This is a genomic window from Stenotrophomonas sp. YIM B06876, assembly GCF_030711595.1.
Taxonomy (GTDB): Bacteria; Pseudomonadota; Gammaproteobacteria; order Xanthomonadales; family Xanthomonadaceae; genus Stenotrophomonas.
Genome location: NZ_JAUJUJ010000001.1, coordinates 236,231 through 251,383, shown reverse-complemented (window position 1 = coordinate 251,383; position 15,153 = coordinate 236,231). Strand labels below are relative to the sequence as shown.

Genomic DNA, 15,153 nt, shown 5'->3' with positions numbered 1-15,153 from the left:
CCGCCGCGCTGGCCGCGCTGGCCGGCGCCGCACTCTACGCGGCCGTTGCCGGATTCGCGCTGCCCACGGTGCGTACCGTGTTGATGATCGCGGTAGTGGTGGCGGCGCGGTTGTGGCGACGTCCGGCCGGTGTGGCCGACTCGCTGGCGCTGGCGGCGATCGCGGTCTTGCTGTGGGACCCACTGTCGATTCTGGCAGCGGGGTTCTGGCTGAGTTTTGCCGGAGTGGCCTGGCTGGTCTGGTGTCTGCCCGAGGGCAACGCGCATTGGCTCCGGAGCTTTTTCTCGGCGCAGGGCGTTGCCACGGTGGGGTTGCTGCCGTTGACCGCCGCGCTGTTCGGGCAGGCCTCGCTCGCCGGGCCCTTGGCCAACATGGTGGCCATCCCGTGGTGGAGTCTGGTGGTTGTGCCGCTGGCCTTGCTCGGAACCGGGCTTGAAGCGGTCGCTCCCGGCTGGGGGGTCTGGTCATGGCGGTTGTCGTCATGGTGTTTTGATCGCAGCTGGCCGTTGTTCGAGTGGCTCGGCAGCAGCCGGTTCGCGTTGTGGTGGTTGCCGGAAGGCGGGGCGTTGGCGGTGCCGCTGGCAATGCTCGGGGCCTTCTGGTTGCTGTTGCCGCGCGCGGTTCCCGGCAAGACGCTGGCGCTGTTGCTGTGGCTGCCGTTGCTGTGGCCGGCACGTGAGCTGCCGCGGCACGGGGAGGTCGAGCTGGTGATGGTGGATGTGGGGCAGGGGCTGTCGGTGCTGGTGCGTACCGCACGGCATGCACTGCTCTACGACGCCGGGCCGGCGGTGCGCGAGGGCTTCGATGCCGGCGAGCGGGCGGTGGTGCCGGCGCTGCGTGCGTTGGGGGTCGCGCGGCTTGACCAGGTGGTGATCAGCCACGGCGACAACGACCATGCCGGCGGCTTTCAGGCGGTGCGCCGCGCCTACCCGGTCACCGCTTGGCGGGCGCCGCCGGGGATGACGTTGCAGCCGGACCGCCCCTGCGTCGGCGGCGAGGGCTGGGAGTGGGATGGGGTGCGCTTCGGCTTCCTGCATCCACCGCCGGCGTTCCCGTACCTGGGAAATGAATCCAGTTGCGTGCTGCGGGTGGAAAGCCGCCATGGCGCGATCCTGCTGGCCGGGGATATCGGCGAGGTGATCGAACAGGGGCTGGTGCGGCGCTGGCACGACAGCCTGCGCGCCGAGGTGGTGGTGGCTGCGCACCATGGCAGTGGCGGCTCGTCGCAACCGGCATTTGTGGCAGCCACGCACGCACGGCTGGTGTTGATGTCGTCCGGGCACGGCAACCGCTTCGGCCATCCGCGGGCGGAAGTGGTGCGGCGCTGGCGCACGGCCGGGGCTGAAGTACTGGGGTCTGCCGACAGCGGGGCGGTACGTGTATGGCTCGGTGCGGACGGATTGCAGGTCCGGGAACGGCGATCGTGGCGGGTACGGATCTGGGATGCCGCGGAGCGGGCCCGGTCGGCTGCTATTCTATCGGCCGTTGAACAGGCGGCCGCAGTGCCGGAGGGTTGAAACGTGTGGGAACTGGTCAAGGCCGGTGGCTGGCCGATGGTGCCGCTGCTGTTGTTGGGAGTGGTGGCGTTGGCGATCGTCCTGGAGCGTTTCTGGACCTTGCGGCGTAACGAGGTACTGCCGCCGGGACTGGGGCAGGAAGTGCGCAACTGGGCGGCCCGCGGCAAGCTGGATGCCTCGCATATCGAATCGCTGCGTGCCAATTCCCCGCTCGGGGCGCTGTTGGCCACGGCGCTGGAAGCCCGCAACCGCCCGCGCGACCAGATCCGCGAGCGGATCGAGGACAGCGGGCGGCATCTGGTGCACCGGATGGAGCGGTTCCTCAATGCATTGGGCACAATCGCCTCGGCCGGGCCGCTGCTGGGCCTGCTGGGGACGGTGGTCGGCATGATCCAGATGTTCCTGGGCATCCTCGACCACGGCGTGGGTGACGTGAACCAGCTGGCCGGCGGTATCGGCAAGGCGCTGGTCTGCACCGCCACCGGCATGATCGTGGCGATCCCGGCGCTGATGTTCCACCGCCATTTCAAGGGGCTGATCGGCGGTTACGTGATTGAAATGGAAAAAGAGGCCACGGCGCTGCTGGATGCGCTGGATGGCCGCCCGGCGGTGATGGCGGCAGCGGCCAAGCCGGCGCTTGCCGAGCCGCGTGCGCCGGCCCCGGCCAAGGGCTGAGGGCATGCGCATACGTGATAGCCGCGCCCAGGACGAGCCGCATATCGACCTGGTGCCGCTGATCGATGTGATCCTGGTGCTGATCATCTTCTTCGTGATCACCACCACCTTCGATGCGCGGTCCACCCTGCAGTTGCAGCTGCCCACCGCCAGCGACCAGAACAATTCCGAGCCACCGCGCTCGCTGAGTGTGCTGGTCAATGCCGAAGGGCGCTATTTCATCAACGACCAGGAAGTGCTGCGCACCGATGTCGAGTCGGTGAAACAGACCATCGCCCGGGTGGCCGGGGATGATCGCCAGCAGACGGTGCTGCTGCGCGCCGATGCACGCACGCCCTACCAGGCCGTGGTCACCGCGCAGGATGCCTTGGGACAGCTCGGTTTCCGTCGCATCGCCATCGCCACCGCCCCGGAAGTGACGCAATGAGCGAGCCGCACGTGCCGATATGGCCGGTCTATCGCCGGTTGCTCGGTTATACCCGGGGCTATTCCCGGTTCCTCAGCTTTGCGCTGGTGGCGATGGTCATCGAAGCCGGTGCCGGTTACTGCTTCGCGCGGTTGATGGACCCGTTGATCAACAAGGGCTTCGTCAATCCCGAGCCGAGGATGGCGGTGCTGTTGCCGCTGGCCATCCTCGGCGTGTTCATCGTCCGCAGCATGGCGACCTTTGTCAGCGACTACTGCATGGCGCGCACCGGCCGCAGCGTGGTACGCGACCTGCGGCAGCGGGTGCTGGCCAAATACCTGCATCTGCCCTCCACCCATTTCGATACGGAAGCGACTCCGGTGATGGTGAGCCGGTTGAACTTCGATACCGAGCAGCTCACCCAGGCCAGTGCCGATTCGCTCAAGACCATCGTCGCCGACGGTTTGACCATCGTGGCGATGCTGGTGGTGATGCTGCAGGCCAGTATCAAGGTGACGGTGGCGATGCTGCTGGTGGTGCCGCTGATCGGGCTGATCGTGTCCTACGTCGGCAAGCGCTACCGGCGGATCAGCCGCGGTATCCAGGACGGCATGGGCGCGATGGCGCAGACTGCCGAGCAGTCGTTGGCCGCACAGCAGGAAGTGAAGGTGCATGGCACCCAGGAACGGGAAATCGCCCGCTATGCGCGCCTGGCCAACCGCATGCTCGGCCTCAACATGAAGGTGGAAACCACCCGTGCCACCGCCTCCAGCACCGTGCAATTCCTGGCGGCGCTGGCGCTGGCGGTGATTGTGTGGGTGGCCTCGCGCGAATCGCTTGCCGGCCGGTTGAATGCCGGCCAGTTCATGATGCTGATGTCGGCCATGATGGCGATCATTCCCTCGCTGCGGCGCCTGACCAGCGTGCAGACCTCGATTTCGCGCGGGGTGGCGGCCGCGGAGCGGCTGTTCTCGATCCTGGATACGGAAGAGGAGCGCGACGAAGGCACGCACCGCGTGCCGCGGGTGCGCGGCGAGCTGCGTTTCGAACACGTGATGCTGCGCTATCAGCATGACGCCGGGCTGGCGCTGGATGACATCAGTTTTGTCGCCCGGCCGGGGACGGTGACCGCGATCGTCGGCCGCTCGGGCAGCGGCAAGACCAGTCTGGTGCGGCTGGTGCCGCGTTTCTACGAGCCCAATGGCGGCCGCATCACTTTGGATGGGGTGGGGCTGGATGATTATCCGTTGAGCGACCTGCGCCGCCAGATTGCCCTGGTCGGGCAGAAGGTGATGCTGTTCGATGACACCATCGCGGCCAATATCGCCTATGGCACCGAGGCGACCGAAGCGCAGATCCGCGCCGCGGCCGAGGCGGCCAATGCCTGGGAATTCATCGAGCGGCTGCCGCAACAGTTGCAGACCCCGGTTGGTGAGAACGGAGCACTGCTTTCCGGTGGCCAGCGGCAACGGTTGGCCATTGCCCGGGCGATCCTGCGCGATGCACCGCTGCTGATCCTGGATGAGGCGACCGCTGCGCTGGACAATGAATCCGAGCGTCTGGTGCAGGATGCGTTGCACCGGTTGATGCCCGATCGCACCACGCTGGTGATCGCCCATCGCCTGTCCACCATCGAACATGCCGACCAGGTGCTGGTGATGGAGCGGGGCCGCATCGTCGAGCGCGGGACCCACGCGGAGCTGCTGGCATTGGGCGGGTTGTATGAACACCTGCACCGCATGCAGTTCCGGGAAAGGCAGTCCTGATGGCGCAGCGTGGAGCCCGCACACCGTCTTACTGGTATGACGGCGGTCCGGTGCCGGTGTCGGCACGGCTGCTGGCGCCGCTGTATGGCGCCGTGGTCGCGCTGCGGCGTTCGCTCTACCGGCGCGGCTGGTTGCGCCGCACCCAGGTACCGGTGCCGGTCATCGTGGTCGGCAATGTCACGGCTGGCGGTACCGGGAAAACGCCGCTGACCATCGCCCTGGTCAACCGCCTGCGCGACGCCGGCTGGAAGCCCGGTGTCGCCAGTCGCGGTTATGGGCGCGATGACGCGGCAACAGCGCGCTGGGTGACGCCCGAGCTGGCGCCGGAGCTGGGGGGCGACGAGCCGTTGCTGATTGCACACAAGGCCGGCGTGCCGGTACGGGTGGATCGTGACCGGGTCGCCGCGGCCAGGGCGCTGCTGGAGGCCGGGTGTGATGTGGTGGTGTGCGATGACGGCTTGCAGCACTACCGGCTGGCGCGCGATATCGAGATCGAGGTGGTCGATGCGCAGCGCCGTTACGGCAACGGCCGGTTGCTGCCGGCCGGCCCGCTGCGTGAACCGGTGGCGCGGGCGCAGGAGTGCGATTTCCGCGTGGTCAACCTGGGCCAGGGCAGTGACCAGGCACCGTCGGCACCGCAGTCCGGTTTCGGCGAGTGGCCGATGCGCTTGCGCATCGACGGGGCGCAGCCGTTGAAGGGCGGACGGGAGCGGCCGTTGCAGGCCTTTGCCGGGCAGCGCGTGCACGCGGTTGCGGGCATTGCCCATCCACAACGGTTTTTTGAAATGTTGCGCGCCCGCGGGATCGGCGTGGTGCCGCACGCCTTTGCCGACCATCACCGCTACCAGGCGTCGGATCTTTCATTCGGCAGCGAATTGCCGCTGCTGATGACCGAGAAGGACGCGGTCAAATGCCACGCGTTCGCCACCAGTTGGCACTACAGCGTCCCGCTGCAGGCCGAGCTGCCCGCCGCGTTCTGGATCGCGCTGCTGGACCGGCTGGAAAAGCTCGGCAGGAACTGAAAACGGCGTTGCGCGGCCACCGGCCTGCCGTAGCGCGGCAAGCCCGCCACTCGTGATCGTGGCATGGCTGATGCAGACTAGCGCTCCCCAGGTTCAACGGAGCACGCCCATGGCGGCCAGCGGTATCGCAGTCAGCAGCAGCGGGATGATGGGCGCATGAGTGCGGCTTGCGTGGATTTTGTCGTGGCCATTCCGGCGCGTCACGCCTCCACCCGGCTGCCGGGAAAGCCGCTGGCGCACCTGGCCGGGGAGCCGATGGTGCTGCATGTGGCCCGGCGTGCGCTCAGTGCCGGCGCACGCGAAGTCTGGGTGGCGACCGACGACGCGCGCATCGCCGCGGCGATCGAAGGCCTGGAGGGGGTGCGGGTGGCGATGACCGATCCGGCGCATGCCTCCGGCACCGACCGCCTGGCCGAATGTTCGCGCGCGGCGGGCTGGGCCGACGACGTGATCGTGGTCAACCTGCAGGGCGACGAGCCGTTTGCACCGGCTGCCGGCATCCGCGCGGTTGCCGATACGCTGGCGCTGAGCGGGGCGCAGATGGCCACATTGGCCACGCCGGTGGAGGATGCCGAAACCCTGTTCGACCCCAACGTGGTCAAGCTGGTGCGCAATGCCCGCGGCGATGCGCTGTATTTCAGCCGGGCGCCGATTCCCTGGCATCGTGATGCGTTTGCCCACGCGCGGGAGCGGTTGCCGGGGCCGCACTGGCTGCGGCACATCGGCATCTACGGCTACCGCGCCGGTTTCCTGCGCCAGTTTGCGGCGATGCCGCCGGGTGAACTGGAGCAGATCGAATCGCTGGAGCAGCTGCGGGTGATGGAAGCTGGCTGGCGCATTGCGGTGTCGCTGTCGCCGGCGCCGTTTCCGCCGGGAATCGATACCGCGGAAGATCTGGCGCGGGCCGATGCGCTGATGCGGGCGCAGTCATGAAGCTGCTTTTTGTCTGTCTGGGCAACATCTGCCGCTCGCCGATGGCCGAAGGCGCGTTGCGTGCCCGTCTCGAAGCGTCGGTGCTGGCCGGCCATGTGCAGGTGGACTCGGCGGGAACCTCGGATTGGCATATCGGCCGCGCCCCGGATCCGCGCGCGATCGCCTGCGCCCGCCGGCACGGGGTCGACATCGCCGGCCTGCGCGCCCGGCAGCTGCAGGTGCAGGATTTTGTCCGCTTCGATCGGGTGTTCTGCGCCGATCAGGCCAACCTGCAGGACGCCTCGAAGCTGGCCGGCGCGGCAGGTGGCGAGCGGCTGGCGTTGTGGCTGCCCTGGGCCGGGATCGATGGCGACGGCTCCATTCCCGATCCCTATTACGGTGGTCCGGAGGATTTCGAGCAGACCTGGACACTGGTCGATGCGGCAGCGCAGGCCACGGTGCGAAGGATGGTGCAGGCGGCGGAGTCCGGCATAATCGGGCCATGAATGCTCAGCTCGCACAGGATTTGCAGATCTCCGGGACCTGGCTCAACGCCACCCCCTCCACCTTGACCGACCTTCGTGGCCGGCCGCTGGTGCTGGCGTTCGTCAACGCCGCCTCGGTCTGGTGTACGCAGCGGTTGGCCGAACTGGCGCAGTGGCAGGCGCGCAATCCCGGCAAGCTGCAGCTGGTGGTGATCCAGCTGCCACGCTTCGATTTCGAGCGTGACCCGCAGCAGTCGCTGAAGCTGTTGCGTCGCCGCGGAGTGACCGCACCGGTGTTGCTGGATGCGCAGTGGCAGAACTGGCAGCGGTTCGGAATCGAGTCCTGGCCAACGCTGCTGTTGATCGATGCGCAAGGCAAAGAGCGTGAGCGCATGGTCGGCCTGGCCGGAGATCTGGACCGCGCGTTGAACGCCTTGTGCGAAGGGCTGGCGCGGCCGTTGGACGAGGATCTGCGCGCAACCGCCGAGACCAATGCCGAGCCGCGGCTGCCATTGCGTTTCCCCGCCGGGCTGGCGGTGACGGCTGACCGCCTGTATGTGGCCGACACCGGCCATCACCGGGTGCTGGAGTGCACGCACGGCGGCCGCATCCTGCGCCAGTTCGGTATCGGTACCGCCGATATGGTCAACGGCAGCATGGCCGAAGCCGCCTTCAACCGGCCGCAGGGGCTGGCGGTTACCCGTGACAGCCTGTACGTGGCCGATACCGGCAATCACGCGCTGCGCCGGATCAACCTGCTCACTGGCCAGGTGGACACGCTGTGCGGCACCGGCCGCGCCGGCGATCCGGTGGAAGGACAGCTGGCGCAGCCGTGGGACAGTCCGCTCAACCNCGCGCTGCGCCGGATCAACCTGCTCACTGGCCAGGTGGACACGCTGTGCGGCACCGGCCGCGCCGGCGATCCGGTGGAAGGACAGCTGGCGCAGCCGTGGGACAGTCCGCTCAACCATCCGGCCGACATCGTCATGGCCGACAACCAGATCCACATCGCGATGTCCGGCGACAACCATATCTGGAGCTACGAGCTGGGCAGCCGTGTGTTGCGCTGGCGTGCCGGCGCCGGCCCGATCGAGGTGCGCGATGGCAGCGGTCACATGGCCGCGTTCGCCCAGCCGTGCGGGCTGGCCGCGGTGCAGCAGGTGCTCTACGTGTGTGACGCGCTCGGCTCGGCGGTACGCTCGATGCAGCTGCGCGGTGACCTGGTGCAGACCCTGGTCGGTACCGGCGCATGGGAGTCCGGTGAGGTCGATGGCCCGCGCAGCAGTGCGCGGTTGCAGTATCCGCAGGCCATCGCGCTGAGTCCGGACTCACCGCTGCTGTGGATCGCCGATACCGGCAATGGCAGCCTGCGCACGTTGCGCTTGGGCGGCGGCGAGTTGGCCACCGTCACCTTGCCCCGCCGCCTGCACGGCCCTGCCGCCCTGGCGGCCGGGGCGGGCGCGGTGTGGATCGCCGAAACCGATGCCCACGCCGTGTTGCGGTTCGATCCGGCCAGCGGCGAGCTGAGTGACGTCCTGATAGACGAATGAGCGTTGCCTCTGCTTCCGGTTTCGATGGCAAGGCGTTCGCCGCAGGCTTGAGCATGGCGCCCGGCGTCTATCGCATGTATGCGGCCGATGACACCTTGCTGTACGTCGGCAAGGCCGGCGCGCTGCGCAAGCGCGTGGGCAGCTATTTCAACGGCTCGCCCAAGACCACGCGGATCATGATGATGCTGTCGCAGGTGGCGCGGATGGATGCGACCGTCACCCGCACCGAGGCCGAAGCGCTGCTGCTGGAAAACCAGCTGATCAAGTCGTTGTCGCCGCGTTACAACGTCTCGCTGCGCGATGACAAGACCTATCCGCATGTGCTGCTGACGCGCGAGGAGTGGCCACGGATCGGCCTGCATCGCGGGCCGCGCGCGGTACCGGGGCGCTATTTCGGGCCGTACCCGGGAGTCACCGCGGTACGCGAAACGCTCAACCTGATGCACAAGCTGTTCAAGCTGCGCAGTTGCGAGGACAGCGTGTTCCGCAACCGTTCGCGGCCTTGTCTGCAGTACCAGATCGGCCGCTGCAGCGCGCCATGCGTGGCGCTGGTGCCGGCGGCCGAATACGCCGAATCCGTGCGCCAGGCCACGTTGTTCCTGGAAGGCAAGAGCGACCAGCTTGCCGAAGAGCTGGGGCGGGCGATGCAGGATGCCAGCGATGCGCTGGAGTTCGAGCGCGCCGCACGCTTGCGTGATCTGATCGCCTCGCTGCGCAGCATGCAGAACCGGCAGTACGTCGATGGCCGCGCCGCCGATCTGGATGTGCTGGCCTGCGCCACCCAGGGCGCCAGCGCCTGCGTGCTGCTGCTGGCCTTCCGCGACGGCCGCAACCTCGGTACGCGCTCGTTCTTCCCGCGCACCAATGGCGAAGACAGTGCGGCCGAGGTGCTGGGCGCGTTCGTGTCGCAGTACTACGCCGAACATGCGCCGCCGGCGGAGATCCTGCTGGACCGCGAAATCGCCGATGCTGCATTGATCGAAGCCGCGCTGGGCGCCGCCGCCGAACGCAAGGTCACGTTGCGGTGGAATGTGCGTGGTGAACGCGCAGGTTATGTCGATCTGGCCAGTCGCAATGCGCAGATCACCCTGGTCGCCGAGCTGGGAAGCCGCAGTGCCCAGCACGCCCGCAGCGAAGCGGTGCGCGAAATGCTGGGCCTGGCCGAGCCGGTGAAGCGGGTGGAGTGTTTCGATATCAGCCACACCATGGGCGAGGCGACCGTGGCCTCGTGCGTGGTGTTCGACGCCACCGGCCCGGTTCGCGGGCAGTACCGGCGCTACAACATCAGCGGCATCGAGCCGGGCGACGACTACGCGGCAATGCATCAGGCGATCGATCGCCGCTTCCGCCGCGCGGTGCAGGAAGAGGGGGTGTTGCCGGATGTGCTGCTGATCGACGGTGGTGCCGGCCAGCTGGCGCAGGCGCAGGCGGCGCTGGCGGATCTGGGGGTGGAAGGGGTGATGCTGGTGGGCGTGGCCAAGGGCGTGGAGCGGCGCGCCGGCCACGAGACGCTGGTGCTGCCCGACGGCCGCGAATTGCGCCCGGGTGCCGCCTCCCCGGCCTTGCAGTTCATCCAGCAGGTACGCGACGAGGCGCACCGCTTCGCGATCACCGGTCATCGCGGCCGCCGCCAGAAAACCCGCATGACCAGCAAGCTGGAGGATATCGCCGGTATCGGCCCGCGCCGTCGCGCCAGCCTGCTCAAACATTTTGGCGGATTGGCCGGTTTGAAGGCCGCTGGCGAGGCCGAAATTGCACGGGTGGACGGGATCAATGCCGCCCTGGCTGCACGGATCTACGCTAACCTGCATGGGCTGTCGATGCCCGATACGGCAGCGGAGTAGAGCTGCATATGAAACTGACCATCCCCACTTGGCTGACACTGCTGCGGATCTTGATGATCCCGGTGCTGGTCGTGGTGTTCTACCTGCCGTATCCGTGGACGAATTTCGCTTCCGCCGCCATTTTCGGCGTGGCCGCCATCACCGACTGGCTGGATGGCTGGGTCGCGCGGCGCTACCAGCTGCACTCCGCGTTCGGTGCGTTCCTGGATCCGGTGGCCGACAAGCTGATGGTCGCCGTGGCCCTGTTCCTGATCGTGCAGGGCCATCCCACCGCGTGGATGGCGTTCTGGGCGGCGGTGATCGTCGGCCGCGAAATCGCGGTGTCGGCACTGCGCGAGTGGATGGCCGAGATCGGGCAGCGTGCCAAGGTGCGCGTGGCGGTGATCGGCAAGGTCAAAACCACCGCGCAGATGGTCGCATTGCTGTGCCTGCTGTATTCGGTTTCCCCCAATGCCGCGATCGGCGATATCTGGATGGGCGTGCCGGTTTTCCATGTGGGCGACTGGACGCTGGCAATAGCCGCGCTGCTGACATTGTGGTCGGGCATCCAATATCTGCATGCGGCATGGCCGAGTTTGCGGGCCGATGAGATGGCGGCGCGCGCGCAAGCGAAAAAAAAATGAAAAAGGGCTGTTGACAGGTAGGCGATTGCATGTAGAATTTCGCCTCCCAAGCGGGAATAGCTCAGTTGGTAGAGCGCAACCTTGCCAAGGTTGAGGTCGCGAGTTCGAGTCTCGTTTCCCGCTCCAGGTTGAAAGAACTTCTTGAAATCCGGGAGTGTTTCTTTCTGGGAGGTTCGGGTTCTGCCAGGTTTCAGGTTGCCGGAAGTTGCCGTTGCAATCTGCCGGTGGAAACAACGGCTGATCCGTTGCCCGGAACGATGTGAAGAAGTTTGTTAAAAAGGCTGGCGCATTGATCACGAAGTCTGTATCATGCACGGCTCCCAAGCGGGAATAGCTCAGTTGGTAGAGCGCAACCTTGCCAAGGTTGAGGTCGCGAGTTCGAGTCTCGTTTCCCGCTCCAGTATTCGACAGGACCCCGCAAGCGGGGTCTTGTCATATCGATACCCCGGAACGGGTGCGATAAAGTGCAAAGCCTACCGGCCTGGTAGCAGAGTGGTTATGCAGCGGATTGCAAATCCGCGTACGCCGGTTCGATTCCGACCCAGGCCTCCAATAAAAAAGCCCCGCATTGCGGGGCTTTTTTATTGTCTCCACACCTGCTCCTGCGGGGGAAGGCACGCGGGGCCAGGGCCTTGGCGCTCACTGCAAGGTACTCAATATCCCGAACAGCATCAGCGCGGCCACCAACAGCGCCGCCGCCATCACTTTGGGGCGCAGCCGCTGGCGCGGGCGTTGTTCGATGTGGTTCTGGCTTGCGCGCCGGATCAGACGGTCGGGAAAGCCACAGCGCGCCATTTCGGCGTGGCAGGCGTCGATGCAGGCGCCGCATTCGATGCACTGGGTGTTGCTGCCGTTGCGGATGTCCAGAGCGGAGGGGCAGGCGTCCACGCACGCCCTGCAGTCGGTGCAGTCGCCCAGATGTTCCTCGCTGAAGCGGGGCAGGGTGCCGGCGATGGCCGGATGGGCGGCGCGGAAAACGTAATCGCTTGCCGTGGTTGGATCCAGCAAGCCGCGGGCACGCTGCATCACGCTGCCATTGCCTGCGGTGCGCGGGCCTCGCGGCTCGCCGCAGCGTGCGTTGTAGACCACCCGTGGGGTGTCGCGATCGGTCAGCACGGGCTGCAGCCGGGCATAGGGGCACAGATGCGCGCAGACCTGTCCGCGCAGGTAGACCACATTTATCCAGGTTGCCAGCGCGTAGAACAGGGCCCAGAAGCTTTCCCATCCGGTCCACGCAAACGGGCGCAGAGGGTTGAGCAGTTCGCCCGGCGGGGAAAAGAACCCGACAAAGGTGATGCCGGTCCACAGCGAGATGCCGGCCCACAGCAGTTGGCGCAGTATCCGCGCCGGAATCCGTGCCGCGCCGGTGCGCTCGGTCATCTGCTCGATGGTCCGGAAGAGCCGTGAGAGCAGGGTCTGCGGGCAGGCATAGCCGCACCACAATCGCCCGAAAAGCGTGGTCGCCAAGGCGAGCCCTGCCGCGGCCAGCAGCGCTGCGCCCAGTACCAGCAGGCCATCCTGCGGCCACAGGGTCAGCCCGAACAGATCGAAGCGGCGTGCGAGCAGATCCAGCCGGACCGCCGGTTGCCGGTTCCACTGCAGCCAGGGCATCAGGTAGAACGCCACCAGCAGGCTCGCGGCGATGATCCGTCGCCAGCGCCCGTATGCGCCGGTGTGGCGGCGGGCCGATGGCGGACCGGCCGGCGATGGCACCGGTGCAGAGCGCGGCGGCGGCAGGGGGCGTGGCGCGGTCATTCCAGTGGCATCCCGGCGTCGGTTGGCGGACGCAGCAGGAGCCAGGTCACGGTGCTGGTGGAGAAGGTTGCCAGCCACAGCAGGAAGAAACCGGCGGCGTAGCCCAGTTCACGGCTGATGCGGTGTTCGGGAAAGCTGATTTCGCACAGCTGCAAGGGATCGACGAAGGTGAAAAACACCGCCGCGGCGACGGCGGCGGCAAAAAAGCTGGGCCAGGTGATGGCGCCCAGCTGGGACAGCGGTGGCCGCGTTGGAAGGGCGCGCGGGTTGTCGGGATCGTTCATAGCCGGGTCCTGGTGGCGCGGGGGCGGACGCTACAATGAGGCGGGCAGCTGAGTAGTGGTGCAGGTGCCGTGCGGGAGGGCGCAATACCCTCGATTGCCAGCCTAGGTGCGTGCCGCGGGTGGGGCTTTGATCCTGATCAATGGTGCCTGCCGGTTCGCCTGCAATGCTGCGGCAGTGCGGTGACCGGGCCATGGAGTAGCAAATGAATGACGACGTGCTGCCGCTGCCTGCGGCCGATCTGTGCAGCGAAGAGGAAGTGTCCGCGCTGGTGCGGCGGTTCTATGCGCGGGTGCGGAAGGACGATCTGCTGGGGCCGGTGTTCGGCGCACGCGTCCATGACTGGGAGGCGCATCTGTTGCATCTGATCGATTTCTGGTCGGCGATGCTGCGCGGCACGCGCCGCTTCAGTGGCACTCCGATGCCCAAGCACATGGCCATGGACGAGCTCAGCGCCGAACTGTTTGAGCGCTGGTTGCTGCTGTTCCGGCAAACCACCGCTGAACTGGGCAATGGGCCGATGCAGCGGCTGGCCGACAGTGTGGCGGCGCGTATCGCCGATACCTTCTGGCGCCGGTTCCAGATGCTGCGCTGGCCGGTGCTGCCCACGCACCCGGGCGCGGTATAGCGGCTTGCGGGGCGAACGGGCAGGGAATTGATCTGGCTCAAGGCGGCGCCGGCAGCGCTTGGCCATGCTGGGCCCATGACTACCGACACCGCTGCCGAAACCTCCCTGGGCTGGACGTTCGATCCGGAGCTGCTGCGCCGGCATGATCGCCCCGGTCCGCGCTATACCTCGTATCCCACCGCACCGCATTTCCATGACGGATATGGCGAAGACGCCTTCACCGCGGCGATCACGCGCAGCAACCGCAGGGCGCGGCCGATTTCGCTGTATGTGCATGTGCCGTATTGCACCAGCCCCTGTTTCTACTGCGGCTGCAATCGCGTCATCAGCCGTGATCGCCGCAAGGGCGTGGCCTACGTGGAACGGGTGCTGCGCGAGGCCGACCGGGTCGCGCCGCTGTTTGGCGACAGCCGCGAGGTGATGCAGCTGCATCTGGGCGGGGGGACGCCGAATTTCCTGGCGCCGGAACAGCTCGCCGGGCTGATCCACGGCCTGCGCCGGCGCTTCCGCTTCAGCGACAGCGACGCGCGCGATTACTCGATCGAGCTGGACCCGCGCGCGGTGGAGCCGGCGGATATGGCGCGGCTCGCCGCGCTGGGCTTCAACCGGGCCAGCCTCGGCGTGCAGGATTTTGATCCGGACGTGCAACAGGCCATCAACCGGGTGCAGGGCGTCGAGGAAACGCTGGCGGTCATCCGCGCCTGCCGAGAGCACGGCATGCGCTCGGTCAATGTGGACCTGATCTATGGCCTGCCGCGGCAGACGCTGGAAGGTTTCGGCCGTACCCTGGACACGGTGATGGCGGTGCGCCCGGACCGCTTGGCGATCTACGGTTATGCGCACCTGCCGCACATGTTCAAGGCGCAGCGGCAGATCGCCGATGCCGATCTGCCTGGCGCCGAAAACAAACTCGCCCTGTTGGGCCTGGCGGTGCAAAAGCTGTCGGCGGCCGGCTACCAGTACATCGGCATGGACCATTTCGCGCTGCCCGACGAAGACCTGTCGCGGGCGCAACGCGCCGGCGAGCTGCATCGCAACTTCATGGGTTACACCACGCACGCGCAGACCGATCTGCTCGGGCTGGGGGTCAGTGCCATCAGCCGGATCGACAACAGCTACAGCCAGAATCCGCGCGAGCTGGCGCACTGGGAGGCCAAGGTGGATGGCGGTCATCTGCCGGTGTGGCGCGGCCTGGAGCTGTCGCCGGATGACGAGCTGCGCGCGGAGGTGATCCAGCAGCTGATGTGCCAGGGCCAGGTGGATACGCAGGTGCTGGCGGCGCGCTACGGGATCGACTTCGACAGTTACTTCGACGAAGAGCTGCAGGCGCTGGCAAAACTGCAGGCGGACGGGCTGGCCTGTTACCTGCAGGGAATGATCCGCGCCACGCCGCAGGGCCGGCCACTGCTGCGGCTGTTGGCGATGTGTTTTGACCGTTACCTGAAGGCACCGACGCAGCCGGCGCGCTATTCCCGCGCAATCTGATCCCGGCCGCCCTTGCTCGGTGGCTGCGGGAGGCCGCCGCGGCGGTGACGGGCGCCTGCACAATTCACAATTGCGCGGCAATCAGGCACGCTATCGCGATGCCCGGATGGCGAAATCGGTAGACGCATCGGACTTAAAATCCGCCGGCCGCAAGGCCATGCCGGTTCGATTCCGGCTCCGGGCACCATCCAGCAGCACAAGGA

The 15,153-nt window shown here is 67.0% G+C and carries 13 protein-coding genes, 4 tRNA genes and 1 pseudogene; 16 read left to right on the top strand and 2 right to left on the bottom strand.

Annotated elements, in window-relative coordinates; genetic code table 11:
* The 13 genes and pseudogenes from QZH66_RS01155 to QZH66_RS01095 all read left to right on the top strand — a co-directional run.
* Nucleotides 1-1,627 (top strand): annotated as a pseudogene (locus QZH66_RS01155) (DNA internalization-related competence protein ComEC/Rec2); the annotation flags it as partial.
* Complete coding sequence (locus tag QZH66_RS01150; RefSeq protein ID WP_305804100.1) at nt 1,521-2,192, top strand: MotA/TolQ/ExbB proton channel family protein; 672 nt, start codon at nt 1,521-1,523, stop codon at nt 2,190-2,192. The pseudogene QZH66_RS01155 and the gene QZH66_RS01150, both read left to right, overlap by 107 nt.
* Nucleotides 2,193-2,196: 4 nt before the next feature.
* Nucleotides 2,197-2,619, top strand: coding sequence for a biopolymer transporter ExbD (locus QZH66_RS01145; RefSeq protein WP_305804099.1), 423 nt, complete (start codon nt 2,197-2,199; stop codon nt 2,617-2,619).
* Complete coding sequence (gene msbA / locus QZH66_RS01140; RefSeq protein ID WP_305804098.1) at nt 2,616-4,364, top strand: lipid A export permease/ATP-binding protein MsbA; 1,749 nt, start codon at nt 2,616-2,618, stop codon at nt 4,362-4,364. Before QZH66_RS01145 ends, msbA begins: the two co-directional genes overlap by 4 nt.
* Nucleotides 4,364-5,386, top strand: a complete 1,023-nt coding sequence (gene lpxK, locus QZH66_RS01135; RefSeq protein WP_305804097.1) for a tetraacyldisaccharide 4'-kinase — start codon at nt 4,364-4,366, stop codon at nt 5,384-5,386. The genes msbA and lpxK overlap by 1 nt, the downstream gene beginning before the upstream one ends.
* A 156-nt stretch (nt 5,387-5,542) precedes the next feature.
* A complete protein-coding gene (gene kdsB, locus QZH66_RS01130) occupies nt 5,543-6,319 on the top strand; it encodes a 3-deoxy-manno-octulosonate cytidylyltransferase (protein ID WP_305804096.1) in 777 nt (258 codons plus the stop codon).
* Nucleotides 6,316-6,804 (top strand): low molecular weight protein-tyrosine-phosphatase, encoded by a 489-nt coding sequence (locus QZH66_RS01125; RefSeq protein WP_305804095.1) that lies wholly within the window; start codon nt 6,316-6,318, stop codon nt 6,802-6,804. The genes kdsB and QZH66_RS01125 overlap by 4 nt, the downstream gene beginning before the upstream one ends.
* Nucleotides 6,801-8,333: a redoxin domain-containing protein gene (locus tag QZH66_RS01120; protein WP_305804094.1), complete on the top strand. Its 1,533-nt coding sequence runs from the start codon at nt 6,801-6,803 to the stop codon at nt 8,331-8,333. The genes QZH66_RS01125 and QZH66_RS01120 overlap by 4 nt, the downstream gene beginning before the upstream one ends.
* Nucleotides 8,330-10,177, top strand: a complete 1,848-nt coding sequence (uvrC, locus tag QZH66_RS01115) for an excinuclease ABC subunit UvrC (RefSeq protein ID WP_305804093.1) — start codon at nt 8,330-8,332, stop codon at nt 10,175-10,177. Before QZH66_RS01120 ends, uvrC begins: the two co-directional genes overlap by 4 nt.
* 8 nt (nt 10,178-10,185) lie before the next feature.
* A complete protein-coding gene (gene pgsA / locus QZH66_RS01110; protein WP_305804092.1) occupies nt 10,186-10,800 on the top strand; it encodes a CDP-diacylglycerol--glycerol-3-phosphate 3-phosphatidyltransferase in 615 nt (204 codons plus the stop codon).
* 50 nt (nt 10,801-10,850) lie between these two features.
* Nucleotides 10,851-10,926, top strand: a tRNA-Gly gene (locus tag QZH66_RS01105).
* Nucleotides 10,927-11,124: 198 nt separating this feature from the next.
* Nucleotides 11,125-11,200: transfer RNA gene (locus QZH66_RS01100), tRNA-Gly, on the top strand.
* A 78-nt stretch (nt 11,201-11,278) separates the two neighbouring features.
* A tRNA-Cys gene (locus QZH66_RS01095) sits at nt 11,279-11,352 on the top strand.
* Between the two features lie 87 nt (nt 11,353-11,439).
* Here QZH66_RS01095 and QZH66_RS01090 read toward each other — a convergent pair.
* Complete coding sequence (locus QZH66_RS01090) at nt 11,440-12,555, bottom strand: 4Fe-4S dicluster domain-containing protein (protein ID WP_305804091.1); 1,116 nt, start codon at nt 12,553-12,555, stop codon at nt 11,440-11,442.
* Nucleotides 12,552-12,839: a hypothetical protein gene (locus QZH66_RS01085; protein ID WP_305804090.1), complete on the bottom strand. Its 288-nt coding sequence runs from the start codon at nt 12,837-12,839 to the stop codon at nt 12,552-12,554. Before QZH66_RS01085 ends, QZH66_RS01090 begins: the two co-directional genes overlap by 4 nt.
* A 203-nt stretch (nt 12,840-13,042) precedes the next feature.
* Here QZH66_RS01085 and QZH66_RS01080 point away from each other — a divergent pair, with 203 nt between their 5' ends.
* The 3 genes from QZH66_RS01080 to QZH66_RS01070 all read left to right on the top strand — a co-directional run bounded on the left by QZH66_RS01080 (nt 13,043) and on the right by QZH66_RS01070 (nt 15,137).
* Entirely contained in the window at nt 13,043-13,465 is a 423-nt protein-coding gene (locus QZH66_RS01080) for a group III truncated hemoglobin (RefSeq protein WP_305804089.1), read from the top strand.
* Between the two features lie 75 nt (nt 13,466-13,540).
* Nucleotides 13,541-14,950 (top strand): oxygen-independent coproporphyrinogen III oxidase, encoded by a 1,410-nt coding sequence (gene hemN, locus QZH66_RS01075; protein WP_305804088.1) that lies wholly within the window; start codon nt 13,541-13,543, stop codon nt 14,948-14,950.
* A gap of 100 nt (nt 14,951-15,050) precedes the next feature.
* Nucleotides 15,051-15,137 (top strand) — tRNA-Leu (locus QZH66_RS01070).
* Nucleotides 15,138-15,153 lie beyond the last annotated feature (16 nt).

Coding starts and splice junctions, on each gene's coding strand:
- QZH66_RS01145 (WP_305804099.1), top strand. CDS start 2,197: ATGCGCATACGTGATAGCCGCGCCCAGGACGAGCCGCATATCGACCTG.
- msbA (WP_305804098.1), top strand. CDS start 2,616: ATGAGCGAGCCGCACGTGCCGATATGGCCGGTCTATCGCCGGTTGCTC.
- lpxK (WP_305804097.1), top strand. CDS start 4,364: ATGGCGCAGCGTGGAGCCCGCACACCGTCTTACTGGTATGACGGCGGT.
- kdsB (WP_305804096.1), top strand. CDS start 5,543: ATGAGTGCGGCTTGCGTGGATTTTGTCGTGGCCATTCCGGCGCGTCAC.
- QZH66_RS01125 (WP_305804095.1), top strand. CDS start 6,316: ATGAAGCTGCTTTTTGTCTGTCTGGGCAACATCTGCCGCTCGCCGATG.
- uvrC (WP_305804093.1), top strand. CDS start 8,330: ATGAGCGTTGCCTCTGCTTCCGGTTTCGATGGCAAGGCGTTCGCCGCA.
- pgsA (WP_305804092.1), top strand. CDS start 10,186: ATGAAACTGACCATCCCCACTTGGCTGACACTGCTGCGGATCTTGATG.
- QZH66_RS01090 (WP_305804091.1), bottom strand. CDS start 12,555: ATGACCGCGCCACGCCCCCTGCCGCCGCCGCGCTCTGCACCGGTGCCA.
- QZH66_RS01085 (WP_305804090.1), bottom strand. CDS start 12,839: ATGAACGATCCCGACAACCCGCGCGCCCTTCCAACGCGGCCACCGCTG.
- QZH66_RS01080 (WP_305804089.1), top strand. CDS start 13,043: ATGAATGACGACGTGCTGCCGCTGCCTGCGGCCGATCTGTGCAGCGAA.
- hemN (WP_305804088.1), top strand. CDS start 13,541: ATGACTACCGACACCGCTGCCGAAACCTCCCTGGGCTGGACGTTCGAT.